The sequence below is a fragment of the Streptococcus mitis genome, assembly GCF_023109235.1.
Lineage (GTDB): Bacteria > Bacillota > Bacilli > Lactobacillales > Streptococcaceae > Streptococcus > Streptococcus mitis_DA.
In genome coordinates this window covers 58,292-85,205 of sequence record NZ_JALDUC010000002.1, presented here as the reverse complement: position 1 = coordinate 85,205, position 26,914 = coordinate 58,292, and the positions used below count along the sequence as shown (strand labels likewise).

Genomic DNA, 26,914 nt, shown 5'->3' with positions numbered 1-26,914 from the left:
CATGGATTTTTCTATTTTCCTAAACAGAATTGACTAAAGAGTTGGGTAATAAGTTCATCAGGAGCAGCATCTCCAGTGATTTCTCCGAGGATTTCCCAAGTACGAGTCAAATCAACTTGAAGCAAATCAACAGGCATCCCCAGTTCAAGACCTTCATTAACAGCTTGTAGGCTTTCTACTGCCTTTTCAATTAGAGAAATGTGACGGGCATTTGACAAGTAAGTAGCATCTTGTTCAACCAAACCAGCGTTTTCAAAGAAGAGGTTGTTAATTCTCTCTTCAATCTTATCAATGTTTTGATTTTTAAGGACTGAAATACGGATGACATCTTCTGGAAGTTCTGAAGCTTCAATTGCTTCAGGAAGATCAGTTTTATTAAGAAGAATAATACGGTTTGTATCTTGGCTAATTTCAAGAAGTTGTCTGTCTTGAGCAGTCAGTGGTTCGCTAGCGTTTAGCACTAGTAGAACTAGGTCAGCTTCCTTGAGGGCTTTTTTTGAACGCTCAACTCCGATTTGTTCCACGATGTCATCCGTTTCACGAATACCAGCTGTGTCAATCAATTTTAGTGGAACACCGTTGATGTTGACGTATTCTTCGATGACATCTCGAGTTGTACCAGCAATATCGGTTACGATTGCCTTGTCTTCACGCAAGAGGTTGTTGAGAAGGCTTGATTTCCCAACGTTAGGGCGTCCGATGATAGCAGTTGAAATTCCTTCACGGAGGATTTTGCCACGACGGGCTGTCCTAAGGAGATTGGTTAGTAATTGTTCAAACTCCATTGTCTTCTCACGGACAACAGCAGTAGTCGCTTCTTCAACATCGTCATACTCAGGATAGTCAATATTCACCTCGACTTGGGCAAGTGTATTGAGGATTTCTTGACGGGTATTATTGATAAGATCAGAAAGGGAACCATCTAATTGTTTGACCGCAATGTTCATGGCCTTGTCTGTCTTGGCACGGATGATATCCATCACTGCCTCAGCTTGAGTCAAGTCCACACGACCGTTTAGAAAGGCACGTTTAGTAAATTCACCAGGTTCTGCCAATCGAGCTCCTTCACGGATAGCTAACTGGAGAATCTCATTGGTCACCGCAATCCCACCGTGGGTGTTAATCTCGATAATATCCTCACGAGTAAAGGTTTTTGGAGACTTCATGGCTCCAACCATGACTTCGTCCATGACTTTACTAGTCAGAGGATTAACAATGTGACCGTAGTTGAGAGTGTGGCTGGCAACCTTGTTCAAGTCTTTTCCTTTAAAAATCTTTTGCGCAATAGCAAAACTTTCTGTTCCGCTCAGGCGGACAATACCAATAGCCCCTTCACCTAGTGGAGTAGATATGGCAGCGATGGTATCAAATTCACGTGTAATCATAATGTTTCCTTTAATTAATAGCTCTTTTCTTGGAAATTTTCCCAAGTCTCTTTTCAAATTGTAACAAATTTGAACTATTTCTTCAATGGATGTTACTTGGAGATTGAAAAAGCCTAAGCAATTCTGCTTAAGCTAGCTTATTTGGTGCGCATTTCCCCTTGTGGGAAGTAGGTTCCTTCTGGCATGTCATTGATGATGACATGGACAGCAGATTGAGGTGCTCCAGTGTTACGGACAACAGCTTCCGTTACTTCCTTAGCAAGAGCTTTCTTTTGCTCGAGCGTGCGTCCTTCAAATAAATCGATGCGTACAAATGGCATAATGGCTTCCTCCACTAGTTTTTGATTTCTTCTATTTTACCACATTTTGCCGTTTAAAGCTTAAGAAAATTATGATATACTAGAATGTAGCAAAAATTTAGAAATGGACGTGAAGCAAGAAACATGGCACAGTTGTACTATCGTTATGGGACCATGAACTCTGGTAAGACAATCGAGATTCTTAAAGTAGCCTATAACTATGAGGAGCAAGGAAAAGGTGTTGTGATTATGACCTCAGCTCTTGATACGCGTGACGGTGTTGGCTATGGGTCGAGTCGAATCGGTATGAAACGCCCTGCCATTGCGATTGAGGAAACAACTGATATCTTCGGTTATATCCGAGATTTACCAGAAAAACCTTACTGTGTGTTGGTTGATGAAGCCCAGTTTCTCAAGCGTCATCATGTTTATGACCTAGCTCGTGTTGTTGATGAGTTAGATATACCCGTCATGGCTTTTGGTTTGAAGAATGACTTTCGCAATGAGTTGTTCGAAGGTTCAAAATACCTCTTGCTCTTAGCAGACAAGATTGAAGAAATCAAGACCATCTGTCAGTACTGTAAGAAAAAGGCGACTATGGTGTTGCGAACTCAAGATGGTGTGCCAGTCTATGATGGCGAACAAATTCAGATCGGTGGAAATGAAACCTATATCTCAGTTTGCCGTAAACATTATTTTGCCCCTGAAATCAATAAGGAGAATGAAGAAAAATGAACATCTATGATCAACTACAAGCTGTAGAAGACCGTTATGAAGAATTAGGAGAGTTGCTCAGTGACCCAGATGTGGTTTCGGACACCAAGCGTTTCATGGAGCTTTCAAAAGAAGAGGCTTCTACTCGTGATACGGTAACTGCCTACCGTGAGTACAAACAAGTCCTTCAAAACATCGTTGATGCAGAAGAGATGATTAAAGAATCTGGCGGGGATGCGGACTTGGAAGAAATGGCCAAGCAAGAGCTCAAAGATGCCAAGGCTGAAAAAGAAGAATACGAAGAAAAACTCAAAATTTTGCTCCTTCCAAAGGATCCAAACGATGACAAGAACATCATTCTTGAAATCCGTGGCGCCGCTGGTGGAGACGAAGCAGCACTTTTCGCTGGAGATTTGCTAACCATGTACCAAAAGTATGCTGAAGCTCAAGGCTGGCGCTTTGAAGTCATGGAGGCTTCTATGAATGGTGTCGGTGGTTTCAAAGAAGTGGTTGCCATGGTTTCGGGGCAATCTGTTTACTCTAAACTCAAGTACGAATCTGGTGCTCATCGTGTGCAACGTGTTCCTGTGACAGAAAGCCAAGGCCGTGTTCATACTTCGACAGCAACAGTTCTTGTCATGCCTGAAGTCGAAGAAGTAGAATACGATATTGATCCAAAAGACCTTCGTGTCGACATCTATCACGCCTCTGGTGCTGGGGGACAGAACGTCAATAAGGTTGCGACAGCAGTTCGTATCGTTCACTTGCCAACCAATATCAAGGTTGAGATGCAGGAAGAACGTACCCAGCAGAAGAACCGTGAGAAGGCCATGAAAATCATCCGTGCGCGTGTTGCTGACCACTTTGCACAAATTGCTCAGGATGAACAAGACGCTGAGCGTAAGTCTACTATCGGTACTGGTGACCGTTCAGAACGGATTCGTACTTACAATTTCCCACAAAATCGTGTCACAGATCACCGTATCGGCTTGACCCTCCAAAAACTAGATACCATTTTGTCTGGTAAATTGGATGAAGTTGTGGATGCCTTGGTTCTTTATGACCAAACGCAAAAATTAGAAGAATTAAACAAATAATGAAATTAGCTCAATTATTTTCAGATTTTGAAGAAGAATTGATAAGACAAGGAGAGGAAGCAGAAAGCCTCTCTTTTGTCTATCGTAGCCTGAAAAATCTATCTTTTACGGACTTTGTTTTTGCCCTCCAGCAGGAAGTGACTGAAGAGGAAGAAGTATTTGTAAAAGAAATTTTCCAACAGTTAGCAACTCATAAACCGGCACAGTACATCATTGGACAGGCAGATTTTTATGGAATGCAGTTAAAAGTTGATGAGCGAGTATTGATCCCTCGTCCAGAAACAGAGGAGTTGGTGGAGCTTATCCTGGCTGAAAATCCTGAGACGAATTTTTCAGTTCTGGATATCGGAACAGGTAGTGGAGCCATTGCCCTTGCATTAGCAAAAAACAGATCAGCTTGGTCGGTGACGGCAGCAGATATTTCCCAAGAGGCTCTTAACCTTGCGTCCGAGAATGCTAAAAATCAAAAACTTAATATATTTTTCAAAAAATCTGATTGTTTTGCAGAAATTTCTGAAAAATATGATATAATTGTATCCAATCCACCCTATATCTCTCGTGAAGATGAGTCAGAGGTTGGCTTGAATGTCTTGCATTCGGAACCTCATCTAGCTCTTTTTGCAGACGAGGATGGCCTAGCTATTTACCGTAGAATTGCGGAAGATGCAACAGACTATCTCAAAGATGGTGGTAAGATTTACCTTGAAATTGGATACAAGCAAGGTCAAAGTGTTCCTGAACTTTTTAGGAAACATCTTCCTGAAAAACGATTACGAACACTTAAGGACCAGTTTGGTCAAGATAGGATGGTTGTAATTGATGATGGACAGGATTAGACAAGAGTTGGAAAATGGTGGAGCGGTCGTTCTACCTACTGAGACAGTTTACGGTCTCTTTGCCAAGGCTCTAGACGAAAAAGCAGTTGACCATGTTTACCAACTCAAACGTCGTCCAAGAGATAAGGCGCTTAACCTCAATATCGCCTCTCTAGAGGACATCTTGCACTTTTCTAAGAATCAGCCAACTTATCTACAAAAACTTGTAGAGACCTTTTTACCAGGTCCCTTAACCATTATTCTCGAAGCTAATGACCGAGTTCCCTATTGGGTCAATTCTGGTCTTGCAACTGTTGGATTTCGGATGCCTAGTCATCCCATTACCCTTGATTTGATTCGAGAGACAGGACCTCTGATTGGACCGTCAGCTAATATCTCAGGTCAGGCAAGTGGAGTGACTTTTAATCAAATTCTAGAGGATTTTGACCAAGAGGTTTTGGGTTTGGAAGACGATCCTTTTCTAACTGGACAGGATTCAACTATTTTGGATTTGTCTGGAGACAAGGTGAAAATCTTACGCCAAGGGGCCATTAAGCGAGAAGATATTCTTGCTCGGTTGCCAGAGATTTCTTTTGAGGAGGAATGAGATGTTAAGAGACTTAAGAGAAACTGATGTGAAAGCAATATGTGAGATCAACCAAGATGCTTTGGGCTATTCTTTTAGTCCAGAGGAAACGGCTGGTCAATTAGCTAGACTATCTCAGGATTCCCATCATTTCTTACTTGCTTATGAGGATGAATCTACTCATGCCTTGCTTGGATATGTCCACGCTGAGGTCTATGAATCACTTTATTCTAAAGCAGGATTTAATATTTTAGCTTTAGCAGTTTCACCTCAAGCACAAGGGCAAGGTATTGGTAAAAGCTTATTACAAGGGTTGGATCAAGAAGCAAAAAGACGTGGTTATGGGTTTATCCGCTTAAACTCTGCCGATCATCGTCTGGGTGCTCATGCATTTTATGAAAAAGTTGGTTATACTTGTGATAAAGTGCAGAAACGATTTATTCGCATCTTTTAGTTTATTTTCTTGTTGCAAAACAAACTAAAGGACCAGTCACACTATAAAGGAGAAGACCTATGATTTTTGACAAAGACGATTTTAAAGCATATGATGCTGATCTCTGGAATGCTATTGCCAAAGAAGAGGAACGCCAACAAAACAACATTGAGTTGATTGCTTCGGAAAACGTAGTTTCCAAGGCAGTTATGGCAGCTCAAGGGTCTATCTTGACGAATAAATACGCTGAAGGTTACCCAGGACGCCGTTATTATGGTGGAACAGATGTAGTAGACGTGGTGGAATCTCTAGCCATTGAACGCGCAAAAGAAATTTTCGGTGCAAAATTTGCCAATGTCCAACCACACTCAGGAAGTCAAGCCAACTGTGCGGCTTACATGGCTTTGATTGAACCTGGCGATACGGTTATGGGAATGGATTTGGCTGCAGGTGGTCACTTGACTCATGGGGCTCCTGTTAGCTTCTCAGGTCAAACCTACAACTTTGTTTCTTATAGTGTGGATCCTGAAACGGAACTCTTAGACTTTGATGCTATCTTGAAACAAGCCCAAGAAGTAAAACCAAAATTAATCGTAGCTGGTGCTTCAGCCTATTCTCAAATTATCGACTTTTCAAAATTCCGTAAAATTGCGGATGCTGTTGGGGCGAAGCTCATGGTAGACATGGCCCATATCGCTGGTTTGGTTGCTGCTGGTCTTCACCCAAGTCCAGTGCCATATGCTCATATCACTACAACAACGACCCACAAAACCCTTCGTGGACCTCGTGGTGGTTTGATCTTGACAAATGATGAGGACCTAGCTAAGAAAATCAACTCAGCTATTTTCCCAGGTATTCAAGGTGGTCCTTTGGAGCATGTTGTTGCTGCGAAGGCTGTTGCCTTCAAAGAAGTCTTAGATCCAGCCTTCAAGGAATATGCTGCCAATGTTATCAAGAACAGCAAGGCTATGGCAGATGTCTTCTTGCAAGACCCTGATTTCCGTATTATTTCTGGTGGGACTGAAAACCATCTCTTCCTAGTGGATGTGACTAAAGTTGTAGAAAACGGCAAAGTTGCTCAAAACTTGCTGGATGAAGTCAATATTACCCTAAATAAAAACTCAATTCCTTACGAAACCTTGTCACCATTCAAGACAAGTGGGATTCGTATCGGAGCAGCAGCTATTACTGCACGTGGATTTGGTGAAGTAGAAAGTCGCAAAGTGGCTGAACTTATTATTAAAACCTTTAAGAATGCAGAAAATGAAGCTGTCTTAGAAGAAGTGAGAAGTGCAGTTAAAGAATTAACAGATGCCTTCCCACTATACGAGGACTAAAACTTTTATGGACATTTATATTAAGAAAGCCATTATTCACCAGTTCAGTCCGGATGATACCGAGCTGTTTCTAGCGGATAAGTTTCTCAATATCACTCCAAAAATCGAAGAATACCTGCGTAAGAAAATTGAACGTGTGTATTCAGATGAAGCTAAGACTGGGATTTTCGAAGAAGAAAATCCCTTCTTCAATCACATCACAGACGATTTGTTGGAGACATCATTAACACTGGCTAATCTCTGGAAAGAAGAGTTCAGTATTTCTGAAAACCTCAAGACCAATGACTTGATTTTTGTGCAATTTTCTAAAGAAGGCGTGGAACATTTCGCTTTCTTGCGAATTGCCCTGCGGGAGACCTTGACCCACCTCGGAGGAGAAGTTGATAATCCAATCAAGCTAACTCAGAATAACCTGCCTGGATTTGGAACAGGAGCTGATGAAGCCTTGGTGGTCAATCTTCAGAGTCGCAAGTACCATCTGATTGAAAAACGAATCAAGTACAACGGGACTTTTTTGAACTATTTTTCAGATAATCTCTTAGCTGTTGCCCCTAAGATTTCTCCTAAGAAATCCATCAAAGAACTGGAAAAAACAGCCCAGAGAATTGCTGAATCTTTTAACACAGATGACTTTCAATTTCAATCCAAGGTCAAATCAGCTATTTTTAACAATCTGGAAGAAAGCAATGAATTATCGCCAGAAAAATTGGCCAACGACCTTTTTGACAACAATCTGACGGCTCGTTTGAGCTTTATTGACCAAGTCAAGGAAGCCGTACCAGAGCCTGTTCAGTTTGATGAAATTGATGCCAGTCGTCAGCTTAAAAAATTTGAAAACCAAAAACTCTCCTTGTCAAATGGAATTGAGCTCATTGTTCCTAATAACGTCTATCAAGACGCCGAGTCTGTTGAGTTTATCCAAAATGACAATGGAACTTACTCTATCTTAATCAAAAATATCGAGGATATCCAAAGTAAATAATGTTTAAACGAATTCGAAGAGTGCTTGTACTAGCAGTCTTCCTTTTTGCTGGCTATAAAGCTTACCGCGTTCACCAAGATGTCAAGCAAGTCATGACCTATCAACCTATGGTGCGAGAAATCTTGAGTGAAAAAGACACTCCAGCAAATGAAGAGCTTGTGCTCGCTATGATTTATACCGAAACCAAAGGAAAAGAAGGCGATGTTATGCAGTCTAGTGAGTCTGCAAGCGGTTCCACCAATACCATCAATGATAATGCCTCTAGCATTCGGCAAGGCATTCAAACTCTGACAGACAATCTTTATCTAGCTCAGAAGCAGGGTGTTGATGTCTGGACGGCTGTTCAAGCCTACAATTTTGGACCTGCCTATATCGATTTTATCGCCCAAAATGGCAAAGAAAATACCCTTGCTCTGGCTAAACAGTATTCTCGTGAGACTGTTGCTCCCTTGCTTGGCAATACCACTGGAAAGACTTATAGTTATATTCACCCCATTTCCATTTTTCACGGTGCCGAACTCTATGTAAATGGAGGAAACTATTATTATTCTAGACAGGTGCAACTCAACCTTTACATCATTAAAACTTTCACTCTCTTTTCGACATCTGGCTAGTCCAGGTGTTTTTGCTATAAGTTTTCTTTAAGATAGATATATTACTCTAGAAAGGTAAAGGAGGAAATTCCCTATGAGAAAGAAACTCTTTCTGACTAGTGCTGCGGTCTTGTGGGCAGTAACAGCTATGAATAGCGTCCATGCAGCAACAGATGTTCAAAAAGTTATCGATGAAACCTATGTTCAACCTGAATATGTCCTAGGTTCATCCCTATCTGAAGACCAAAAAAATCAAACTCTTAAAAAACTTGGCTACAATGCCTCAACAGATACCAAAGAACTCAAAACCATGACACCTGATGTCTATTCTAAAATCATGAATGTGGCCAATGACTCCAGTTTACAGTTGTATTCATCAGCCAAGATTCAAAAACTAGGTGACAAGTCGCCACTTGAGGTCAAGATTGAAACACCAGAAAACATCACTAAGGTGACTCAGGATATGTACCGAAATGCAGCCGTAACTTTGGGTGTGGAACACGCCAAAATCACTGTAGCAGCACCTATTCCAGTTACAGGTGAGAGTGCCTTAGCCGGGATTTACTATTCGCTAGAGGCTAATGGAGCCAAGGTACCACAAGCTAATAAAGACTTGGCTCAAGAAGAGCTGAAGGCTCTATCCGATATCAATGCTGAAAACAAGGACAAGTCAGGCTATGATGCTAATAAATTAAACGTTGCCCTAGCTGATATCAAGTCAGGACTCGCCAAAGCTAAAGAAAGCAAGGGAAATCTGACAGAGGAAGATGTCCGCAAAATCGTTGAAGATACCTTGAAAAATTACAAACTTGATCAGGTCATAACAGGAAACCAGATCAATATCATCATCAATTTTGCTTTGAATCTTTCAAAGAGTGATATCCTCAGTAACGCAGACTTCACTAAAACCCTAAATGACCTTAAACAAAGTATTGTTTCACAAGCTGGCGACAGTTTTAAAAATATCAACCTTAACTTTGATGCTGATAAGGCGCTAGAAGAAGGTGGTAACTTCTTAAGCTCCCTCTGGCAAGCCATTGTCAACTTCTTCAAGAGTTTTGGTTCTTAAGAAATTTCATGGTATAATAGATGGTAACCGTAACGTTGCCGTCTTTTTTGTCGGCCAATAGAAAGAGAAGAGAATGTTAAAGAAAAATGATATTGTAGAAGTTGAAATTGTTGACTTGACCCATGAAGGGGCAGGAGTTGCCAAGGTAGATGGTTTGGTCTTTTTTGTAGAGAATGCTTTACCGAGTGAAAAAATCCTCATGCGAGTTCTCAAGGTCAATAAAAAGATTGGCTTTGGGAAGGTTGAAGAATACCTTGTCCAGTCGCCACACCGTAATCAAGATCTAGATTTGGATTACCTGCGTTCAGGAATCGCGGATTTGGGTCATCTTGCCTATCCAGAACAGCTCAAATTTAAAACCAAGCAAGTCAAGGACAGCCTCTACAAGATTGCTGGAATTACAAATGTAGAAGTTGCTGAAACTTTAGGTATGGAAAATCCAGTCAAGTACCGCAACAAGGCACAGGTGCCTGTTCGTCGTGTTAATGGTGTCTTAGAAACTGGATTTTTCCGTAAGAATTCCCACGATCTCATGCCTTTGGAAGATTTCTTTATCCAAGATCCTGTGATTGATGAGGTAGTAGTAGGTCTACGTGACTTGCTCCGCCGTTATGATTTGAAACCTTATGATGAAAAGGAACAAGCTGGTTTGATTCGTAATCTTGTAGTGCGTCGCGGACACTATTCAGGTCAAGTTATGGTTATTTTGGTAACAACTCGTCCCAAAATTTTTCGTGTCGACCAATTGATTGAACAAATCATCAAGCAGTTCCCAGAGATTGTGTCTGTCATGCAAAATATCAACGACCAGAATACCAATGCGATTTTTGGTAAGGAATGGCGCACACTTTATGGACAAGACTTTATTACTGACCAGATGTTGGGAAATGTCTACCAAATCGCTGGACCCGCTTTTTACCAAGTCAATACTGAAATGGCTGAAAAACTTTATCAAACAGCCATTGACTTTGCTGAATTAAAAAAAGATGACGTGGTTATTGATGCCTATTCTGGTATCGGGACGATTGGCCTCTCTGTTGCGAAACATGTCAAAGAAGTTTATGGTGTTGAAGTAATTCCAGAAGCGGTTGAGAATAGCAAAAAGAATGCTCAGCTGAACAATATTTCAAACGCCCACTATGTCTGTGACACAGCTGAAAATGCCATGAAGAATTGGCTTAAGGAAGGAATTCAACCAACCGTTATCTTGGTTGATCCTCCACGCAAGGGATTAACCGAAAGCTTTATCAAAGCAAGCGCCCAAACAGGAGCAGACCGTATTGCCTATATCTCCTGCAATGTCGCAACCATGGCGCGTGATATCAAACTCTACCAAGAATTGGGATATGAGTTGAAGAAAGTACAGCCAGTGGATCTATTTCCTCAGACGCATCATGTCGAATGTGTAAGCTTGTTAGAGAAACGTAGCTAATTCTCAAAAGGTTCACCCAAACCTTTTGAGTCCCGCAGACGAATCATGTGGAGGCGGTTGTCTTATTCAGTAGGAAAAAGGTCGACGGATATGTAAACATCGATTGGGATGTTGAAGGGTCTCAAGATACAAAGATGTAAGTGATGATTTAAATATTGATGGTAAAGTAATTGCTATGTATAGGATAATTAGTTAATAGAGGTGATATGCAATGCAAAATTTAAAGACAATAGAGCTGTTTGCTGGAATTGGCGGTTTTCGTCTCGCAGCAGATAAAAATAATTTAGAAACAATATGGGCAAATGATATTGATCCTATTGCCGCTAAAGTATATAAAGATGCATTTGAAGATGATATATTTGTTGAAGGCGACATCCATGACTTTGTTAATGATATCCCTAATCACGATATATTGACAGGAGGATTTCCGTGTCAACCTTTTTCAAAAGCTGGAAAAAAACAAGGGATAGAAGATTATAGAGGTACTTTATTTGAAGTGATTGTAAATGTACTTAAACAAAAAAAACCAAAGTATTTTATTTTGGAGAATGTAAATAGTCTTTTGTTTATGAAGGGAGGTAGTCATTTTAAAACGATTTTAGCAGCATTATCTGCATTGAATTATAAAATTGAATGGCGTGTATTTAATGCAGCATCCTTTGGATTAGCACAACATCGTGAAAGAGTTATTATTGTGGGTTCCAAAGATACTCAGGCAAATCATAGTATTTTTTTGGAAAAAGATGAATTAGTAAATTTGCCTACAAAGGCTATTGACATTATTATGAGACCTACTTTGTGGCCTATCATTGTAGAAAGTAAAAGAAAATTTTGTACATGGGGGATGGCATTAGGAGAAAAATATGTGTCATATGATATTCCAGAAAGGCAATATCTTCCAGAAAAGAGATTGTGCGAAATCATTGAAAAAGAAGTAGATGACTCATTTGATTTTACAGAAGATACTCTTGAACGAATTAAGAATAGCCAGTATGTAAATAGGTATTATAATGGGGTTCAAATTTTATATAATCAGTCAGGTGGTGCTCGAATGGGATATTCTATATTTGGCACAGAAGGCACGGCGCCAACATTAACAGCATCGACTAGTCGACATTATGAACGTTATAAGATTGGAGATAGATTTAGAAGATTGACAAATGTTGAGTATGCGAGAATTCAGGGATTTCCTGATCATCATTGCGATGCGACAAAAGTTTACAATCAGTACAAGTTATATGGAAATGCTGTTCCACCACAAATTATAGATTATGCAATGAAAAAATTACTATCAGGAAAGACAATTACAATTGAGTCTACTAACCTTTCGTTATTTGATTTTATGGAGGAAACAAAATGACATTAGAACATAAAAAAGAAATGATTAAATCAAATATTGATTTAATTCAAGAAAAAATAAACCAGGTATTAGATGGGAATCACCTTGGCGATATTAGTTCTATTTTGAAACGTATAGACAGCACTGGAAATCTGCCATCATGGTTTAATACATTGCAGAATGAAGGTCGTTTGCCAAATCTTGATGGAAAGACGGTTGGAAGTGTTATTGAAAAACTACTTGTTTGTGTGCTTGAGAAGTATGTATTTAATTCAGAAGTAGCACTTAATGTTAATCCTGCAAAGGGGGTTGATATTCCAGAATTGGAATTAGGCGTCAAGTCTCCATCTACGAATTATTACACAAGTGAGCCTTATTTTTCTGCATATGAAAGATTGTTGGGAAATGAATATGATGCAATTATTCTATTAACAAACTATCAAGAAGCAAAGAAAAGAACACCATTTAGATTGCAGATTCTTGAAATTAAATATTTGAATAAAACTGAAATTGCTGACTCAAAACTCTGTACTATGGCGAAAAGTATTAGAAAATTATATGGCGATGAATTGATTTTGAAAAAGACAATGAGATTTTTATCATATGTAAATCAAAGTGATTGGGAAGCAAATGCGATAGTAAAATTAATGGAAAGCGTATTGATTGATGGTAAAAATCTAGTTACCACAATACATCTGATTGAAAAAGATTTTAATAAGAAAAACAAAAAAGCATTGAAAGATGGAAAGACACCTATTCCTCAAGAATCATTGGAAAGAATTTTAGGGATAAAAGAAATAACGCCGGATATACAAGCAATTATTAATGCGGCAGATAATTGGGTAATTCTCACGCAGAAAGATAATGGTAGGTATCCAAATGATAATGAGTGGAATAGATTTTTACGTAGTCCATTAGATGGGAAAATAGGAATGAGCTTTGCATTACAGTGGAGATATAATTTTGGAAGTTTGTTCAACGATTAATTCCTTTTTCAAAATCTATGGATTGAGTATTGTTGTAAATTGAATAGAAATATAAATTAATATATAAAATTCAAAAGACAATGTTAACGCATAGTGGAAACGAGTAAGAGCAATCAGAAATGGTTCCTCTTATTTTTTTATCTTTTTTCTAAAAAACGTTATCTTTCTACTCTTCCAATGGCTATTGTATACCGGCTCTTTTCGTATCAAGCGAAAAGGAAGGTATATGACAGAAATTCGTTACAACAATCCGTACCTGGATGTTCCTGTGGTCTTGCATATTGAGGAAGATGATACAGAGGCTATAGAAGAGCTGGTATATATTCTCGATGATGATGCTAGACAGACAAAGAACTTTGAGAAGAAGGAAGCAAGGTATTTGGGTTATCACATCGGGGGATGCATTTATGAAGGTATGGATCTGGTAACCAAAGAGGACGTGGCTGAAGACTAGGCAAGGCGTGAGATGTAAAGGCTTATTGATGAGTGACTTCGTGAAAATCTCACACCTATGCAGTATCGGATGTTCGTCCTGTTCATGGATGGTCTTTCAATCCGTGATGTCGCAAGGTATGAGGGCATTGATTACAGTTCTGCGAATTAGTCTATCAAGGCGGTATATAAAAAATTGAAAAAAGTTTTGCAGAACAACCCTTCAAATGTCCATATTATGGAAAGGGATAATTCTCAAATATTTGAGGAAAGGAGGGAAAGTATATGTATGAATCTTTACCACAGGAGTTAAAGGAATATCCGTATTTCTGTGGATGGTAGTATGAGATTGTCAAAGTTAACCGAATCAAGGTGCCAAAGCGCATTAAAGGACATAATGCTGATACAAGAAATTTAAGTGAGTTCTCTACCCTTTTAAAGGTACTGGAGCAAATAGGTTCATTGGATGGTATCGGCATTGCACTTGCAGGGGACATAGCCGCCATTGATATCGACCATTATATCAAGGATGAAAAGTTGTCAGAAATGGTAGGGGATATCATCACACTCGCCGCAATCACTGGTAGCATAGCCGAGGCAGCTTATGGTATTCCTGATTGGATAAAGGATAAGGCCTATTCTTACTTGGATGAACCCTTAAAGGATGTAGTTATACGATGGGAAAATAGAATAAAAGCGTATCAATCTCCAGTACGTCAGATTTCTCTTTTCTGAGTTTTCATTATATAATAGCATTATATGTAATGGTAAATGCAGCTACGCTAACATTTCTATTTAAAAATTAAGGAGTATTATCAATGAAAAAAGCAATGATAATTATCAACCCTACCTCTGGTGGCGAGAAGGCTTTGGATTATAAAGAAAAGCTGGAGAATAAAGCAAAAGAATACTTTGAGCACGTAGAAACCAAAATTACCGAAAAAGCTCTGGATGCAACACATTTTGCTGAGGAAGCTTCTAGTGAGCAGTACGATGCAGTGGTTGTGTTTGGTGGAGATGGGACTGTCAACGAAGTCATTTCGGGTATTGCTGAGAGAGACTACATTCCTAAGTTAGGGATTATCCCAGGAGGTACGGGTAACCTCATTACAAAACTGTTGGAAATCAATCAAGACATCGATGGCGCAATTGACGAACTGGATTTTGATTTAACCAATAAAATTGATATCGGTAAAGCAAATGATAATTATTTTGGTTATATCTTTAGTATCGGTTCACTTCCTGAGGCGATTCACAATGTTGAAATCGAGGACAAGACAAAATTCGGTATTTTAGCCTATGCTGTAAATACCATGAAGTCTGTCATGACGGATCAGGTCTTTAACATTAAGGTTGATACAGAAAATGGAAATTATGTTGGTGAAGCTAGCCATGTGTTGGTTCTCTTGACAAATTATTTCGCTGATAAGAAAATCTTTGAGGAAAACAAAGATGGCTATGCCAATATCTTGATTCTAAAAGATGCCTCAATATTCTCCAAATTATCCGTTATTCCTGATTTACTAAAAGGGGATGTTGTCGCAAATGATAATATCGAGTATATCAAAGCTCGTAATATTAAAATTTCTTCTGATAGTGAATTGGAGTCGGATGTTGACGGTGATAAGTCAGATAACCTACCTGTAGAAATCAAAGTCCTAGCTCAGCGAGTAGAAGTATTTTCAAAACCGAAAGAGTAGAAGGTAAAAATTAGTTTATTATTCACAACGAAATTAAGTCCTATATCAACGATTGGAGGAGGAATGAATTCTCTATTTGATGAATTTCGAACAATTTGTTCTCATTTAAACCAAGTCGGAATCACTCCGACACTCATGGGGTCTTTGGGGTTTGAATACCGATCAAATAAAGAATGGGGGCCGTCTGACATTGACATTCATGTGCCTGGTGACCCTAGAGGTTGGGAAGCACCCGATCATCTCAGAATTTATGAGTGGGACAAGATAATGAAAGTGATGAAATATTTAGGCTACGCCTTAATAGATATTCATGAACATGAATTCCAAAAAGATGGTCTGAGTGTTGAATTCGGAAGTATCGATTCTTTACCTGATTTTGCAGGAGTTTCGGAATCGGATATAGAGCTGATTCATCTCGAAAACATCACTTTTCGCGTTCCAAGTTTGGAACAGTTTTTAAATATTTACAAGGCTTCTTCCCAAGATTCTTATCGAAATGAGCACAATAACAATAAGGATTTTAAAAAAATTGAGTGGCTGAAAAGATATTTATAAATCATCATTTGAAAAGTAGCAAGTTGTAGGACTGGCTGCTTTTTTATTTATAGAACCAAACCACTAGAATCTACGGACAAGCCTTGAAAATAAAATACGAAAGTAGTATACTAGAATCACAATTATGAAAACGTTTGCGCGAAATTTGAATTAATACTTTAGGAGACAAATTGATGGAATTAAGTGCTATTTACCATAGGCCTGAATCAGAGTACGCCTATCTTTACAAGGATAAGAAACTTCATATTCGGATTCGAACTAAGAAAGGGGACATTGAAAGCATCAACTTGCATTATGGGGACCCTTTTATCTTTATGGAGGAGTTTTATCAAGATACAAAGAAAATGGCCAAGATAACTTCTGATGCCTTATTTGACCATTGGCAGGTTGAAGTGTCAGTCGACTTTGCACGTATCCAGTATCTCTTTGAACTCAAGGATACAGAAGGCCAAAGCATTTTGTATGGTGATAAAGGTTGTGTGGAAAATTCTCTAGAAAATCTTCATGCTATTGGAAATGGATTTAAGTTGCCTTATATACATGAGATTGATGCATGTCAAGTGCCAGACTGGGTTTCAGACACGGTATGGTATCAGATTTTCCCTGAGAGATTTGCTAATAGAAATGCTCGATTAAACCCAGTAGGGACTTTAGACTGGGATTCATCTATCACACCTAAGAGTGATGATTTCTTTGGTGGTGATTTACAGGGGATTATTGACCATCTGGATTACTTGCAAGACTTGGGTATTACTGGACTGTATCTTTGTCCTATCTTTGAATCTACGAGCAATCATAAGTACAATACGACAGATTACTTTGAAATTGACCGTCATTTTGGAGACAAGGAGACCTTTCGGGAACTGGTCGAGCAAGCTCACCAGCGTGGCATGAAAGTCATGCTGGATGCTGTATTTAATCATATTGGTTCGCAATCGCCTCAATGGCAAGATGTTGTCAAAAATGGTGAACAGTCTTCCTATAAGAATTGGTTCCATATTCAACAATTCCCAGTGACAACTGAAAAACTAGCCAACAAGAGAGAGTTGCCTTATCATGCTTTTGGTTTCGAGGACTATATGCCTAAGCTAAATACAGTCAATCCAGAGGTCAAGGAGTATCTTTTAAAGGTTGCGACTTATTGGATTGAAGAGTTTGATATTGATGCTTGGCGTTTGGATGTGGCTAATGAGATTGACCATCAGTTCTGGAAGGATTTTCGTAAGGCAGTTTTAGCTAAAAAGCCTGATCTTTATATCCTAGGAGAAGTCTGGCATACGTCTCAGCCTTGGCTAAATGGAGATGAGTTCCATGCAGTCATGAATTATCCTTTATCTGATAGTATCAAGGACTATTTCTTACGAGGAATTAAGAAGACTAATCAGTTCATCGATGAAATCAATGGTCAGTCTATGTATTACAAACAGCAGATTTCAGAGGTTATGTTTAATCTCTTGGATTCGCATGATACAGAACGAATCTTGTGGACGGCAAATGAAGATGCTCAACTGGTCAAATCAGCTCTAGCCTTTCTCTTTTTACAAAAGGGAACACCGTGCATTTATTACGGAACCGAGTTAGCTTTAACCGGAGGACCAGACCCAGATTGTCGACGTTGTATGCCTTGGGAACGTGTATCAAGTGACAATCATATGCTGAATTTCATGAAGCAGCTGATTAATATTAGAAAACAAGCGTCATCAACCATTCAGCATGGCAAGTATAGCCTAAAAGAAATTAAAGCTGATGTAGTAGCCTTGGAATGGAAATACGAAGGACAGGTCCTCAAAGCTATATTTAACCAATCAAAAGATGATTATCTTTTAGAGAAAGAAGCAGTAGCACTAGCAAGCAATTGCCAAGAATTTGAGAATCGGCTTGTCATCTCTCCAAATGGATTTGTGATTTTATAAAGAGCAGTTAATTGAGATTATGCTCTTTTTCTCAACTTATGTAGTATAATAAGGCTAGTTACTAAACCTGCAAAAGGAGAAAGAGATGAAGAAATCAAGAAAATTAGCCACATTAGGAATCTGTTCTACCTTGTTTTTAGGCTTGGCTGCTTGTCAACAACATGCTACTTCTGAAGGGACGAATCAAAGGCAAACCAGTTCAGCGAAAGTTCCATGGAAAGCTTCATACACCAACCTAAACAATCAGGTAAGTACAGAAGAAGTCAAATCTCTCTTATCAGCTCACTTGGATCCAAATAGTGTTGATGCCTTTTTTAATCTTGTAAATGATTATAATACCATTGTCGGCTCAACTGGTCTATCAGGAGATTTCACTTCCTTTACTCACACAGAATACGATGTTGAGAAAATTAGCAACCTTTGGAATCAAAAGAAGGGCGATTTCGTTGGTACAAACTGCCGTATCAATAGTTATTGTCTTTTGAAAAATTCAGTCACTATTCCAAAGCTTGAAAAGAATGACCAATTGCTTTTCCTAGATAATGATGCGATTGATAAGTGAAAGGTCTTTGATTCACAAGATAAGGAAGAATTTGATATTCTATTTTCGAGAGTTCCAACTGAAGCAACGACGGATGTCAAGGTTCACGCTGAAAAGATGGAAACATTCTTCTCCCAGTTTCAATTCAACGAAAAAGCTCGAATGCTATCTGTAGTCTTACACGACAATCTGGATGGTGAATATCTGTTTGTAGGCCACGTTGGTGTTTTAGTGCCTGCTGATGATGGTTTCTTATTTGTAGAGAAATTGACGTTCGAAGAGCCCTACCAAGCGATTAAATTTGCCAGCAAGGAGGATTGCTACAAGTATTTAGGCACCAAGTATGCGGACTATACAGGTGACGGACTGGCTAAGCCTTTTATCATGGATAATGATAAGTGGGTTAAACTTTAATAGTGGTAAGATATGACAGTAATCCTAGGACATTTATATTTTTGATGAGTTAGTGGGTTATTTCAATCGTTAATAGCCAGAAAGTACGAAAAGAAGTATGAGAAGTGACTGAGGAGGAAGATTCATAATTAAAAATTAGGCCCTTCTTTACAGATTGCTCATATTTCCAAACAGCCCATTTGTAGTTTTATCTGGATTGGTATATAATTTAACGTATAGAAAATAGGAGGACTAATCGAATGGAATTAAAAGATTTTACAGAAAAAGAACAAGAAATGATTAAGAAGGGGCTTACGACGTCTAAGATTAGTGACAAGGAAACTGCTGAGAAAATTCTTGCACTAGTACCACAAGACTTGATTAAGCGAATCCCGTTTTTCGTCAGAAAACACGCTACGACACGTACGATTAAACGCATTTCAATTGAACACCCTGAACTTTACGCTGCAGCTCAAACAAGTGGCGAAATTCCAGAAAAAGAACGCGAAGAATTACGTCAGATTATCACAACTATCTTTGAACAAAAGATGAATAAACATAGTATTAAGTAATTGGATGAGAACATTTTTTATTGGCGGTTTGGGAAGCAATGTCTATCATAGCAAGGATTTTCTTCAAGAGCTAGATTCACAGGTCTATTTTCTAAATCCATATGAAAAGCATCTTCGAGATGAAACAGAATTGAAATCATGGTTTAAGAATGAGATTATAGAGGAAGAATCTATCTGTCTGATAGGTCATTCTCTTGGAGGAGATTTGGCTCGTTATCTCGCATCGGAATTTCAAGAAGTGAAAAAACTGATTCTTTTGGATGGTGGCTATCTAGATTTAGATAAGATTTTAACTTTAGATGTGGAATTAGAGGAAACTAAAAACTATATCAAATCTCAAATTATTTCAGACTTAGCTCTTCTTATTTCTAAAGAAAAATCTGAAGCAAAGCATTGGTCAGAAAATATGGAAAAAGCCGTAAGGCAGTCCTATCACTGGAATTCTGAGTATAATAGATATGAGTTAGCTATAAATTATGAAAATATAGAAGCGATTCTCCGCCTACGAAGAAAAATCCAAGCTTTTAAGAGAGAAGTGGGAGATACCTTGTTTATCAGTCCTTGCTATTTAAATGAAGCTACATGGAGAGAGGAAGCCTTAAAAGAATTGCCAGATTATTTTGATACTATTTTTCTAGAAAACGTTAGCCATGAAGTTTATACTGAAGCACCCAAAGAAATCGCTAGTATGATTAATGAGTGGCTCGCTTATTCTCAATGAGCTACTTGTATTGCTTGAAATGTTTTAAAATTTAAATCTACAAATCATTATCACTCATATAACAAAAAACGAACAGGCTCTTTTTCTGTCATTCAGAAGAGAACTTGTTCGTTTTGTCTTTTTATCTTTTAAAACACGCGATACACATAAGGATTTTCTGGTTTATCGACTTTGGTAAAGCTATCGATTTCCAAGGTTGGGAGGTTTTGCTTGAGTTCTTTATGATAGTGATTGACCAGTTTTCCTTTGACTGTTATCCAGGTGTTATTCTCATACTGACGGGTATTTCCCTTGGTCAGTAAGCCATACACACCAGAGTCTGCTATACAGTGAATAATGCCGAAGCGGAACAGAAATTGACTATTGGCATGACTGGGGTCGTTATAGACAAAGCCTGTGAACTGGACTGTCTTGCCCTCGAATTCATCTGGATAGTCGTAGATAGCTTCCATGACTTCCATATAGTTTTCGTTAGTGATCTGAATACTATCTTGGGACAAGTATTTATCCGCCGTAGTTCGCATTTCCTTTTCATAGGCTGATTTTGAAAAATAAGAACTAGTATCTGGTTTCAAATATTGGCTCGTCGTCCCTTCGCTTGTCTGGATGGCTTTATCCGTGCCTTCTGATAAGGGGAAATGATAGCCTTTGGCAGAAACGGTCTGAGAATCTAAACTAACAGTTGGAAAGGTTAAGCCGACGACAATCGGAATAGCCAGAAGAGCAACACTTGTCACCTTCACTAATCGACTGTTCAAATGACTGTGGGTTTTGACTTGTTTCATCCAGATATACAATTGAACGACTGCCAAGACAAAGGAAAGCACCATGGAAATATAGGCCAGATAGGAATAGTGCATGTTGATGTACTGGTTTAATTTGCCCGACAAATGGAGATAAATGGTCAGTTCAAAATAGCCAGCTAAAACTAAAAATCGAATCATAGTATGACTCCAATCAAGAGAGAATAGACTAAGACGACAAGAGTCACAATCATTATGAAGTGACTGATAAATCGTGCTTTCAAGTAATTTTTCATCATGAGAATATTTTTGATATCCAGCATTGGGCCAATCACCAGAAAGGCCAGAACTGGAGCCAAACCGAAACTCGAGAGTAGAGAAGCCCCGATAAAGGCATCCGCCTCACTACAGAGCGAAAGAAGAAAGGCCAAAAGCATCAAGAGCAGGATGGCAAAAAGAGGAGTCGCACTGATAGAGGTCAGAATCCGAGTCGGAACGTAAACTTGTATCACAGAAGCAAAGAGACAGCCAAATACCAAATAACGTCCCGTATCAAAAAATTCATCAATGGCCTGCACAAAGACTTGAAAAACTTTTTTTGCAGGGCTCAAGTGAGAAAAATTGTGCTCATGACAGGCCATACGATTTTCTTTTTGAATCGGTTCTTGCCAGAAAAATCCCAGAAAAATCCCAAGTATCACAGCTACAAGAATGGACCCCAGAGCTCGTAACAGAGCGATATGGAAGGAGTTGCCAAAGGCAGAATAGGTTGCAAAGAGAACAATAGGATTGATGACAGGTGCTGTCACAAGAAAGGGAACAGCCGTGTAACTGGGAACCTTCTTTTCCAGAAAACGATTGATAATGGGGACGATTCCACATTCACAAGAAGGGAAAAGTACTCCAACGAAGGTGCCAAAAAAGATTCTCCCCCAACGATTTCGAGGGAGAAAATGATAAACCTTGTCAGGTGTGATATAAACCTCAATCAGCCCTGAGACAATACTTCCGATCAGAACGAAGGGTAGGGCTTCAATGATTATAGAGAGAAAAATAGCCCCAGTCTGAAGCACACTAGACGGGAGTTGTTGGAAAGCAGTCATCTAGTTTTTCTTTTCTGCTTTGGCTTTTTTCTCTTTGTCATCAGGGAAAGTGACTTGTTTCAAATCAGGGAGTTTAGCAAACTCTTCAAACATCTTGTCCAAGTCGTCCGTTTTTGTAAATTTTACAGCCATAGGTGTACCTCGATTCTAAATTCTACCTCTATTATACTATTATTTTAAGGAAAAGGGAAAAGTTAAAATTGAGTATCTAACGAATAATAGAGCTTGATATATCCTGATATACACTATGATTGTGATATAATAGTTGTGGAATAACGGAGGAAATGATGGATCATGAAACAATCGGTCAGGTTACCGATGAAGTAAAAGAAATTTTTGATATTGTTCTTGAAGCGAGCGACATAAAGGTCAACAAAGACGGTTTGAGAAGCCATATGATAAAACGCCATCACAATGATGTGATTCATCATATTGAAGACCTGGAACTCATACTAAGGAACCCAGATTTCGTCGGGGTCAATCCACGAGAGAAAGACGCCAGTTTCGAATATGTAAAAAGATTTGATGATAATGTTCTTGTTTCCATCAAGTTACATAAAAGTGGAGATTTCTTTTATGTTCTGACCATGTATCGCTTACAAGATTTCAAGTTACAAAGTCGTATTAAGTCTGGGTAGATTGAGAAAGCTTGACAAAAAAATAGATAGTGCTAGAATAACATTAACGAAAGACATTTGAGGGCAGAAAGGTTCCTGCCGCACCTTGAAGAAGGTATCTGAGATGCTGGGTACACCGACCAGCCAAGTGTCCGTTATTTCAAAGGAGGGAGCTTAAATGCTCCTTTTTTGTTTAAAAATTTCAAAAAAGATTACACTCACCGCAGGCTCAGGCTTGCGGTTTTTTATTTCTCAAAAACACGCATTTTGGACGATTATAAACAGAAGTCTAAATCCTATTCTTCAAAAAAGCGTTTTCTTGAAGAATAGAGAGGAAGAATAGTGGCGCATTATTGTCAAAAATAAAAACAGTGAAATTAATCACTAGTCCTTTTGTAAACTATTAGAATTAAATTGCAACCTTCTGAATGAATAGAATATTGAAATGAAGTAAATTTATTTTCCAACTTATGTTTTAAAATTGTAAGAGCTAATTTGAAACGTATAGCTTGTGGTATAATAGATTCATGGATAAAAAATATGAAAAAATCTCCCAAGATTTGGGAGTGACGTTAAAGCAAATCGATACCGTTCTAAGTTTGACAGCTGAAGGGGCGACTATTCCCTTTATCGCGCGTTATCGCAAGGACATGACTGGTAGTTTGGATGAGGTGGCAATTAAGGCTATTATCGACTTGGATAAAAGTCTGACCAATCTCAATGACCGCAAGGAAGCTGTCTTGGCCAAGATTCAAGAACAAGGCAAGCTGACCAAGGAATTGGAAGAAGCTATCTTAGCTGCCGAAAAATTAGCAGACGTAGAAGAACTCTATCTTCCTTACAAAGAAAAACGTCGGACCAAGGCAACCATTGCTCGTGAAGCTGGGCTATTCCCACTTGCTCGCCTGATTTTGCAGAATGTAGCGGACTTAGAGAAAGAGGCTGAAAAGTTCGTCTGTGAAGGATTTGCGACTGGTAAGGAAGCCTTGGCTGGTGCAGTTGATATCTTAGTCGAAGCCTTATCGGAAGATGTGACACTGCGCGCCATGACTTATCAGGAGGTGCTGAGACACTCTAAACTCACTTCTCAAGTCAAGGATGAAAGTCTTGATGAAAAGCAGGTTTTTCAGATTTATTATGATTTTTCAGAGACAGTTGGAAATATGCAAGGCTATCGTACCTTGGCCCTCAATCGTGGGGAGAAACTTGGTGTCTTGAAGGTCGGTTTTGAACATGCGACGGACCGTATTCTTGCCTTCTTTGCTGCTCGTTTTAAGGTGAAAAATGCCTATATTGATGAAGTTGTTCAACAGTCAGTTAAGAAAAAGGTCTTGCCTGCTATAGAACGACGCATTCGGACAGAATTAACCGAAAAAGCAGAAGAAGGGGCTATCCAACTCTTTTCTGACAATCTGCGAAATCTCCTCTTGGTTGCTCCGCTGAAAGGGCGTGTGGTTCTAGGATTTGACCCTGCCTTTCGTACAGGTGCCAAGCTAGCTGTCGTTGATGCAACAGGAAAAATGCTGACAACTCAGGTTATTTATCCTGTCAAACCAGCCTCTGCTCGTCAAATCGAAGAAGCCAAGAAAGATTTGGCAGATTTGATTGGTCAATACGGCGTGGAAATTATTGCCATCGGTAATGGAACGGCCAGTCGTGAAAGTGAAGCTTTTGTGGCGGAAGTTCTTAAAGATTTTCCTGAGGTTAGTTATGTCATTGTAAATGAAAGTGGTGCTTCGGTCTATTCTGCCAGCGAACTTGCTCGTCAGGAGTTCCCAGACTTAACCGTTGAAAAGCGTTCTGCCATCTCTATCGCCCGTCGTTTGCAGGACCCCCTTGCTGAATTGGTCAAAATCGATCCTAAGTCAATTGGTGTCGGTCAGTACCAGCACGATGTCAGCCAGAAGAAATTGTCTGAAAGTCTGGATTTTGTCGTGGATACCGTGGTGAACCAAGTCGGTGTTAATATTAATACGGCCAGCCCAGCTCTTCTTTCACACGTAGCTGGACTCAATAAAACCATTTCTGAAAATATCGTCAAATACCGTGAGGAAGAGGGAAAAATCACTTCACGCGCCCAAATCAAGAAAGTTCCTCGTCTGGGTGCTAAGGCTTTTGAACAGGCAGCTGGTTTCCTTCGTATCCCTGAAAGTAGCAACATCCTTGATAATACAGGAGTTCACCCAGAAAATTACGTTGCCGTTAAGGAACTCTTCAAACGTTTAGATATTAAAGACCTAAACGAAGAAGCCCAAGGCAAACTCAAGTCGCTTTCAGTCAAGGAAATGGCGCAAGAGCTAGACCTTGGACCAGAAACTCTTAAAGATATCATTGCAGACCTTCTCAAACCAGGTCGAGATTTCCGTGATTCCTTTGATGCACCTGTGCTTCGCCAAGATGTCCTAGATATCAAAGATCTAGTGGTAGGCCAGAAGCTAGAGGGTGTGGTGCGTAATGTAGTTGACTTTGGTGCCTTCGTTGACATTGGAATTCACGAAGACGGCTTGATTCACATTTCCCATATGAGTCGCAAATTTATCAAACATCCTAGCCAAGTAGTGTCAGTCGGAGATTTGGTAACGGTTTGGGTTAAGAAAATCGATACTGAACGTGAAAAAGTCAATCTGTCGCTCCTCGCTCCAAATGAAACTGACTGATTACGTTAAGCAGGTTTCACTAGAAGACTTCGGCAAACCTTTTATCCATCATGTTCAGTGGAATAGGCGTCTACGTTCGACAGGTGGGCGATTTTTCCCCAAAGATGGGCATTTGGATTTTAATCCCAAGGTTTATCAGGAACTCGGTCTGGATGTTTTTAGGAAAATTGTCCGCCATGAACTCTGTCATTATCACCTCTATTTTCAAGGGAAGGGCTATCAACACAAGGATCGGGATTTTAGGGAACTTTTGAAAGCAGTGGATGGATTACGCTTTGTGCCCTCCTTGACAAATAGCCACTCTAAACCACTCAAACTTTATCGTTGTCAATCCTGCCAGCAAAGGTATCATCGCAAGCGTAGGATTGATACCAAACGCTATCGCTGTGGACTTTGTCGAGGTAAATTGCTACTAATAAATCAGCCTGAGGACTGATGAAAGCCGAGCCTACCCGTGATATACTATGTCTAACCTAGCAGAAAGAGGAAAAATCATGAACAGTAAATTTTATAAAATGAGACGAAATCGCATGATTTCAGGAGTTTTGGCAGGTCTGTCAGACAAGTGGAACTTTGATGTTACCCTTGTTCGTTTCTTGTTTGCCATTTTTACAGTTGCAAACTTTGGACTTGGCGTGATTATCTATATCATCCTAGCTTCTATCATGCCTACCAAGGAAGAAATCGAAGCAGAAATGTATGGAACAGGCCCACGAAAACGCAAAGAAGCCCAAGCCATTGAAGAAAATGATGGATGGTTTTGGTGAGGTAGAAACAGTTATTTTACTATTAGTCTGTAATTTCTAGTAATCTATTTTAACATTTCTTGAACCCTTGTATCCGCAAGGGTTTTCTTCTTGCATTCTTTTTATGGTAAAATATTTTTAATAAAATTTCTACATTTCCCTTAATCTTACAAAAATGTAAGATTAAAGTCTCTTTTGTAAGATTAGGTTATGGCAAGCAGTCTTTTTTTGATGTAAACTAGACTCATAAAAAACAAAGGAGTAACATCATGAAACAAATCTTACAGAAGAAAACAAGAAAACCAAGCCGCAAAGATATCGAGCGCGTTCAGTTGGGATGCGCTATGATGCAAGCTACATTTCATTTGATGGGATATTAAGAAAGGAGATTCTCATGACACTTTTAGATGTAAAACACGTTCAAAAAATTTATAAAACTCGTTTTCAGGGCAACCAAGTAGAGGCCCTCAAGGACATTCACTTCACCGTAGAAAAGGGTGACTACGTTGCCATCATGGGTGAGTCTGGTTCTGGTAAATCAACTCTTCTCAATATCCTAGCTATGCTGGACAAACCAACTCGTGGTCAGGTTTACTTGAACGGAACTGATACCGCAACCATTAAAAATTCACAGGCTTCTAGCTTCCGTCGTGAAAAATTGGGATTTGTCTTCCAAGACTTTAACTTGCTAGATACCCTATCTGTTAAGGACAATATCTTGCTTCCCCTTGTATTGTCAAGAAGACCCATTACGGAGATGATGAAGAAATTGGTGGTGACTGCTGAGAATCTAGGTATCAACCAATTGCAAGAGAAGTATCCTTACGAGATTTCTGGTGGGCAGAAACAGCGTGTAGCAGTAGCCCGCGCCATCATTACCGAACCTGAAATTCTCCTTGCGGACGAGCCAACAGGGGCTCTTGATTCCAAGTCATCTGCAGCCTTACTTGATGTCTTTGATGAAATCAATGAGCGTGGCCAAACCATTCTTATGGTAACCCACTCAACAGCAGCAGCTAGCAGAGCTAAACGTGTACTCTTTATCAAAGACGGCATTCTTTACAATCAAATCTACCGTGGAGAAAAGACAGAGCGTCAAATGTTCCAAGAAATCTCTGATACCTTGACTGTCATGGCAAGCGAGGTGAATTAGT

At 39.3% G+C, this 26,914-nt stretch carries 28 protein-coding genes and 2 pseudogenes; 25 read left to right on the top strand and 5 right to left on the bottom strand.

The window, feature by feature from the left end; genetic code table 11:
• Positions 1–11 precede the first annotated feature (11 nt).
• Both mnmE and M1F55_RS01720 read right to left on the bottom strand, forming a co-directional pair.
• Positions 12–1,385, bottom strand: coding sequence for a tRNA uridine-5-carboxymethylaminomethyl(34) synthesis GTPase MnmE (mnmE, locus tag M1F55_RS01725; RefSeq protein WP_238095832.1), 1,374 nt, complete (start codon positions 1,383–1,385; stop codon positions 12–14).
• A 137-nt stretch (positions 1,386–1,522) separates the two neighbouring features.
• Positions 1,523–1,705, bottom strand: a complete 183-nt coding sequence (locus tag M1F55_RS01720; RefSeq protein ID WP_001117401.1) for a 4-oxalocrotonate tautomerase — start codon at positions 1,703–1,705, stop codon at positions 1,523–1,525.
• Between the two features lie 123 nt (positions 1,706–1,828).
• Here M1F55_RS01720 and M1F55_RS01715 point away from each other — a divergent pair, with 123 nt between their 5' ends.
• The 20 genes and pseudogenes from M1F55_RS01715 (at position 1,829) to M1F55_RS01620 (ending at position 19,894) form a co-directional block, all read left to right on the top strand.
• Positions 1,829–2,419 (top strand): thymidine kinase, encoded by a 591-nt coding sequence (locus tag M1F55_RS01715; protein ID WP_247947153.1) that lies wholly within the window; start codon positions 1,829–1,831, stop codon positions 2,417–2,419.
• Positions 2,416–3,495: a peptide chain release factor 1 gene (gene prfA, locus M1F55_RS01710; protein WP_001028815.1), complete on the top strand. Its 1,080-nt coding sequence runs from the start codon at positions 2,416–2,418 to the stop codon at positions 3,493–3,495. Before M1F55_RS01715 ends, prfA begins: the two co-directional genes overlap by 4 nt.
• The gene (prmC, locus tag M1F55_RS01705; protein ID WP_000761870.1) at positions 3,495–4,331 is read left to right on the top strand and encodes a peptide chain release factor N(5)-glutamine methyltransferase; all 837 of its coding nucleotides are present in this window, start codon (positions 3,495–3,497) and stop codon (positions 4,329–4,331) included. The genes prfA and prmC overlap by 1 nt, the downstream gene beginning before the upstream one ends.
• Positions 4,315–4,917: an L-threonylcarbamoyladenylate synthase gene (locus tag M1F55_RS01700; RefSeq protein WP_000969299.1), complete on the top strand. Its 603-nt coding sequence runs from the start codon at positions 4,315–4,317 to the stop codon at positions 4,915–4,917. Before prmC ends, M1F55_RS01700 begins: the two co-directional genes overlap by 17 nt.
• A 1-nt stretch (position 4,918) precedes the next feature.
• Positions 4,919–5,350, top strand: coding sequence for a GNAT family N-acetyltransferase (locus M1F55_RS01695; RefSeq protein ID WP_247947152.1), 432 nt, complete (start codon positions 4,919–4,921; stop codon positions 5,348–5,350).
• Between the two features lie 59 nt (positions 5,351–5,409).
• Entirely contained in the window at positions 5,410–6,666 is a 1,257-nt protein-coding gene (gene glyA / locus M1F55_RS01690) for a serine hydroxymethyltransferase (protein ID WP_247947151.1), read from the top strand.
• A gap of 7 nt (positions 6,667–6,673) precedes the next feature.
• On the top strand, positions 6,674–7,648 hold the full coding sequence (locus tag M1F55_RS01685) for a nucleoid-associated protein (RefSeq protein ID WP_247947150.1): 975 nt from the start codon (positions 6,674–6,676) through the stop codon (positions 7,646–7,648).
• Positions 7,648–8,262 carry a lysozyme family protein gene (pmp23, locus tag M1F55_RS01680; RefSeq protein WP_247947149.1) on the top strand — a complete coding sequence of 205 codons (615 nt, stop codon included), beginning with the start codon at positions 7,648–7,650 and terminating at the stop codon, positions 8,260–8,262. The genes M1F55_RS01685 and pmp23 overlap by 1 nt, the downstream gene beginning before the upstream one ends.
• Positions 8,263–8,335: 73 nt before the next feature.
• Complete coding sequence (locus M1F55_RS01675) at positions 8,336–9,310, top strand: DUF1002 domain-containing protein (protein WP_247947148.1); 975 nt, start codon at positions 8,336–8,338, stop codon at positions 9,308–9,310.
• Between the two features lie 73 nt (positions 9,311–9,383).
• Complete coding sequence (gene rlmD / locus M1F55_RS01670) at positions 9,384–10,742, top strand: 23S rRNA (uracil(1939)-C(5))-methyltransferase RlmD (RefSeq protein WP_247947147.1); 1,359 nt, start codon at positions 9,384–9,386, stop codon at positions 10,740–10,742.
• A 211-nt stretch (positions 10,743–10,953) separates the two neighbouring features.
• Positions 10,954–12,102 (top strand): DNA cytosine methyltransferase, encoded by a 1,149-nt coding sequence (locus tag M1F55_RS01665; protein ID WP_247947146.1) that lies wholly within the window; start codon positions 10,954–10,956, stop codon positions 12,100–12,102.
• On the top strand, positions 12,099–13,067 hold the full coding sequence (locus M1F55_RS01660) for a hypothetical protein (RefSeq protein ID WP_247947145.1): 969 nt from the start codon (positions 12,099–12,101) through the stop codon (positions 13,065–13,067). Before M1F55_RS01665 ends, M1F55_RS01660 begins: the two co-directional genes overlap by 4 nt.
• 226 nt (positions 13,068–13,293) lie before the next feature.
• Complete coding sequence (locus M1F55_RS01655; RefSeq protein WP_247947144.1) at positions 13,294–13,521, top strand: hypothetical protein; 228 nt, start codon at positions 13,294–13,296, stop codon at positions 13,519–13,521.
• A 530-nt stretch (positions 13,522–14,051) separates the two neighbouring features.
• Positions 14,052–14,234 (top strand): annotated as a pseudogene (locus M1F55_RS01650) (ADP-ribosylglycohydrolase family protein); the annotation flags it as partial.
• Positions 14,235–14,317: 83 nt separating this feature from the next.
• Positions 14,318–15,199, top strand: a complete 882-nt coding sequence (locus tag M1F55_RS01645; protein WP_247947143.1) for a diacylglycerol/lipid kinase family protein — start codon at positions 14,318–14,320, stop codon at positions 15,197–15,199.
• A gap of 63 nt (positions 15,200–15,262) precedes the next feature.
• Entirely contained in the window at positions 15,263–15,754 is a 492-nt protein-coding gene (locus M1F55_RS01640; protein ID WP_247947142.1) for a phosphoribosylanthranilate isomerase, read from the top strand.
• Positions 15,755–15,927: 173 nt separating this feature from the next.
• On the top strand, positions 15,928–17,667 hold the full coding sequence (locus tag M1F55_RS01635; RefSeq protein ID WP_247947141.1) for a glycoside hydrolase family 13 protein: 1,740 nt from the start codon (positions 15,928–15,930) through the stop codon (positions 17,665–17,667).
• A gap of 85 nt (positions 17,668–17,752) precedes the next feature.
• Positions 17,753–18,622 (top strand): annotated as a pseudogene (locus tag M1F55_RS01630) (DUF4300 family protein).
• A 239-nt stretch (positions 18,623–18,861) separates the two neighbouring features.
• Positions 18,862–19,173: a hypothetical protein gene (locus M1F55_RS01625; protein WP_000420556.1), complete on the top strand. Its 312-nt coding sequence runs from the start codon at positions 18,862–18,864 to the stop codon at positions 19,171–19,173.
• A 4-nt stretch (positions 19,174–19,177) separates the two neighbouring features.
• On the top strand, positions 19,178–19,894 hold the full coding sequence (locus M1F55_RS01620) for an alpha/beta hydrolase (RefSeq protein ID WP_247947140.1): 717 nt from the start codon (positions 19,178–19,180) through the stop codon (positions 19,892–19,894).
• Between the two features lie 128 nt (positions 19,895–20,022).
• On the opposite strand, the gene M1F55_RS01615 is transcribed toward M1F55_RS01620, so the two are convergent.
• Genes M1F55_RS01615 through M1F55_RS09010 form a run of 3 tightly spaced genes read right to left on the bottom strand, consistent with a single transcriptional unit; the run spans position 20,023 to position 21,872 of the window.
• On the bottom strand, positions 20,023–20,838 hold the full coding sequence (locus M1F55_RS01615; protein WP_247947139.1) for a TIGR03943 family putative permease subunit: 816 nt from the start codon (positions 20,836–20,838) through the stop codon (positions 20,023–20,025).
• Positions 20,835–21,740 (bottom strand): permease, encoded by a 906-nt coding sequence (locus M1F55_RS01610; protein WP_247947138.1) that lies wholly within the window; start codon positions 21,738–21,740, stop codon positions 20,835–20,837. Before M1F55_RS01610 ends, M1F55_RS01615 begins: the two co-directional genes overlap by 4 nt.
• Positions 21,741–21,872 carry an SPJ_0845 family protein gene (locus M1F55_RS09010; protein WP_004234728.1) on the bottom strand — a complete coding sequence of 44 codons (132 nt, stop codon included), beginning with the start codon at positions 21,870–21,872 and terminating at the stop codon, positions 21,741–21,743.
• 155 nt (positions 21,873–22,027) lie between these two features.
• Here M1F55_RS09010 and M1F55_RS01605 point away from each other — a divergent pair, with 155 nt between their 5' ends.
• The 5 genes from M1F55_RS01605 (at position 22,028) to M1F55_RS01585 (ending at position 26,913) form a co-directional block, all read left to right on the top strand.
• Positions 22,028–22,378, top strand: a complete 351-nt coding sequence (locus M1F55_RS01605) for a PBECR3 domain-containing polyvalent protein (RefSeq protein WP_000349514.1) — start codon at positions 22,028–22,030, stop codon at positions 22,376–22,378.
• A gap of 506 nt (positions 22,379–22,884) precedes the next feature.
• Positions 22,885–25,014, top strand: coding sequence for a Tex family protein (locus M1F55_RS01600; RefSeq protein ID WP_247947137.1), 2,130 nt, complete (start codon positions 22,885–22,887; stop codon positions 25,012–25,014).
• Complete coding sequence (locus M1F55_RS01595; protein ID WP_247947136.1) at positions 25,001–25,450, top strand: SprT family protein; 450 nt, start codon at positions 25,001–25,003, stop codon at positions 25,448–25,450. The genes M1F55_RS01600 and M1F55_RS01595 overlap by 14 nt, the downstream gene beginning before the upstream one ends.
• 58 nt (positions 25,451–25,508) lie before the next feature.
• On the top strand, positions 25,509–25,781 hold the full coding sequence (locus M1F55_RS01590) for a PspC domain-containing protein (protein ID WP_033685104.1): 273 nt from the start codon (positions 25,509–25,511) through the stop codon (positions 25,779–25,781).
• A gap of 373 nt (positions 25,782–26,154) precedes the next feature.
• A complete protein-coding gene (locus M1F55_RS01585; protein ID WP_000173372.1) occupies positions 26,155–26,913 on the top strand; it encodes an ABC transporter ATP-binding protein in 759 nt (252 codons plus the stop codon).
• Position 26,914: the final 1 nt, after the last annotated feature.

Bases quoted from the DNA above. Each gene is read 5' to 3' on its own strand.
- M1F55_RS01620 (WP_247947140.1), top strand. From the start codon at position 19,178: ATGAGAACATTTTTTATTGGCGGTTTGGGAAGCAATGTCTATCATAGC.
- M1F55_RS01720 (WP_001117401.1), bottom strand. From the start codon at position 1,705: ATGCCATTTGTACGCATCGATTTATTTGAAGGACGCACGCTCGAGCAA.
- mnmE (WP_238095832.1), bottom strand. From the start codon at position 1,385: ATGATTACACGTGAATTTGATACCATCGCTGCCATATCTACTCCACTA.
- pmp23 (WP_247947149.1), top strand. From the start codon at position 7,648: ATGTTTAAACGAATTCGAAGAGTGCTTGTACTAGCAGTCTTCCTTTTT.
- rlmD (WP_247947147.1), top strand. From the start codon at position 9,384: ATGTTAAAGAAAAATGATATTGTAGAAGTTGAAATTGTTGACTTGACC.
- M1F55_RS01700 (WP_000969299.1), top strand. From the start codon at position 4,315: ATGATGGACAGGATTAGACAAGAGTTGGAAAATGGTGGAGCGGTCGTT.
- M1F55_RS01615 (WP_247947139.1), bottom strand. From the start codon at position 20,838: ATGATTCGATTTTTAGTTTTAGCTGGCTATTTTGAACTGACCATTTAT.
- M1F55_RS01665 (WP_247947146.1), top strand. From the start codon at position 10,954: ATGCAAAATTTAAAGACAATAGAGCTGTTTGCTGGAATTGGCGGTTTT.
- prmC (WP_000761870.1), top strand. From the start codon at position 3,495: ATGAAATTAGCTCAATTATTTTCAGATTTTGAAGAAGAATTGATAAGA.
- M1F55_RS01675 (WP_247947148.1), top strand. From the start codon at position 8,336: ATGAGAAAGAAACTCTTTCTGACTAGTGCTGCGGTCTTGTGGGCAGTA.
- M1F55_RS01635 (WP_247947141.1), top strand. From the start codon at position 15,928: ATGGAATTAAGTGCTATTTACCATAGGCCTGAATCAGAGTACGCCTAT.
- prfA (WP_001028815.1), top strand. From the start codon at position 2,416: ATGAACATCTATGATCAACTACAAGCTGTAGAAGACCGTTATGAAGAA.
- glyA (WP_247947151.1), top strand. From the start codon at position 5,410: ATGATTTTTGACAAAGACGATTTTAAAGCATATGATGCTGATCTCTGG.
- M1F55_RS01590 (WP_033685104.1), top strand. From the start codon at position 25,509: ATGAACAGTAAATTTTATAAAATGAGACGAAATCGCATGATTTCAGGA.
- M1F55_RS01655 (WP_247947144.1), top strand. From the start codon at position 13,294: ATGACAGAAATTCGTTACAACAATCCGTACCTGGATGTTCCTGTGGTC.
- M1F55_RS09010 (WP_004234728.1), bottom strand. From the start codon at position 21,872: ATGGCTGTAAAATTTACAAAAACGGACGACTTGGACAAGATGTTTGAA.
- M1F55_RS01685 (WP_247947150.1), top strand. From the start codon at position 6,674: ATGGACATTTATATTAAGAAAGCCATTATTCACCAGTTCAGTCCGGAT.
- M1F55_RS01715 (WP_247947153.1), top strand. From the start codon at position 1,829: ATGGCACAGTTGTACTATCGTTATGGGACCATGAACTCTGGTAAGACA.
- M1F55_RS01640 (WP_247947142.1), top strand. From the start codon at position 15,263: ATGAATTCTCTATTTGATGAATTTCGAACAATTTGTTCTCATTTAAAC.
- M1F55_RS01625 (WP_000420556.1), top strand. From the start codon at position 18,862: ATGGAATTAAAAGATTTTACAGAAAAAGAACAAGAAATGATTAAGAAG.
- M1F55_RS01695 (WP_247947152.1), top strand. From the start codon at position 4,919: ATGTTAAGAGACTTAAGAGAAACTGATGTGAAAGCAATATGTGAGATC.
- M1F55_RS01600 (WP_247947137.1), top strand. From the start codon at position 22,885: ATGGATAAAAAATATGAAAAAATCTCCCAAGATTTGGGAGTGACGTTA.
- M1F55_RS01660 (WP_247947145.1), top strand. From the start codon at position 12,099: ATGACATTAGAACATAAAAAAGAAATGATTAAATCAAATATTGATTTA.
- M1F55_RS01585 (WP_000173372.1), top strand. From the start codon at position 26,155: ATGACACTTTTAGATGTAAAACACGTTCAAAAAATTTATAAAACTCGT.
- M1F55_RS01610 (WP_247947138.1), bottom strand. From the start codon at position 21,740: ATGACTGCTTTCCAACAACTCCCGTCTAGTGTGCTTCAGACTGGGGCT.
- M1F55_RS01605 (WP_000349514.1), top strand. From the start codon at position 22,028: ATGGATCATGAAACAATCGGTCAGGTTACCGATGAAGTAAAAGAAATT.
- M1F55_RS01595 (WP_247947136.1), top strand. From the start codon at position 25,001: ATGAAACTGACTGATTACGTTAAGCAGGTTTCACTAGAAGACTTCGGC.
- M1F55_RS01645 (WP_247947143.1), top strand. From the start codon at position 14,318: ATGAAAAAAGCAATGATAATTATCAACCCTACCTCTGGTGGCGAGAAG.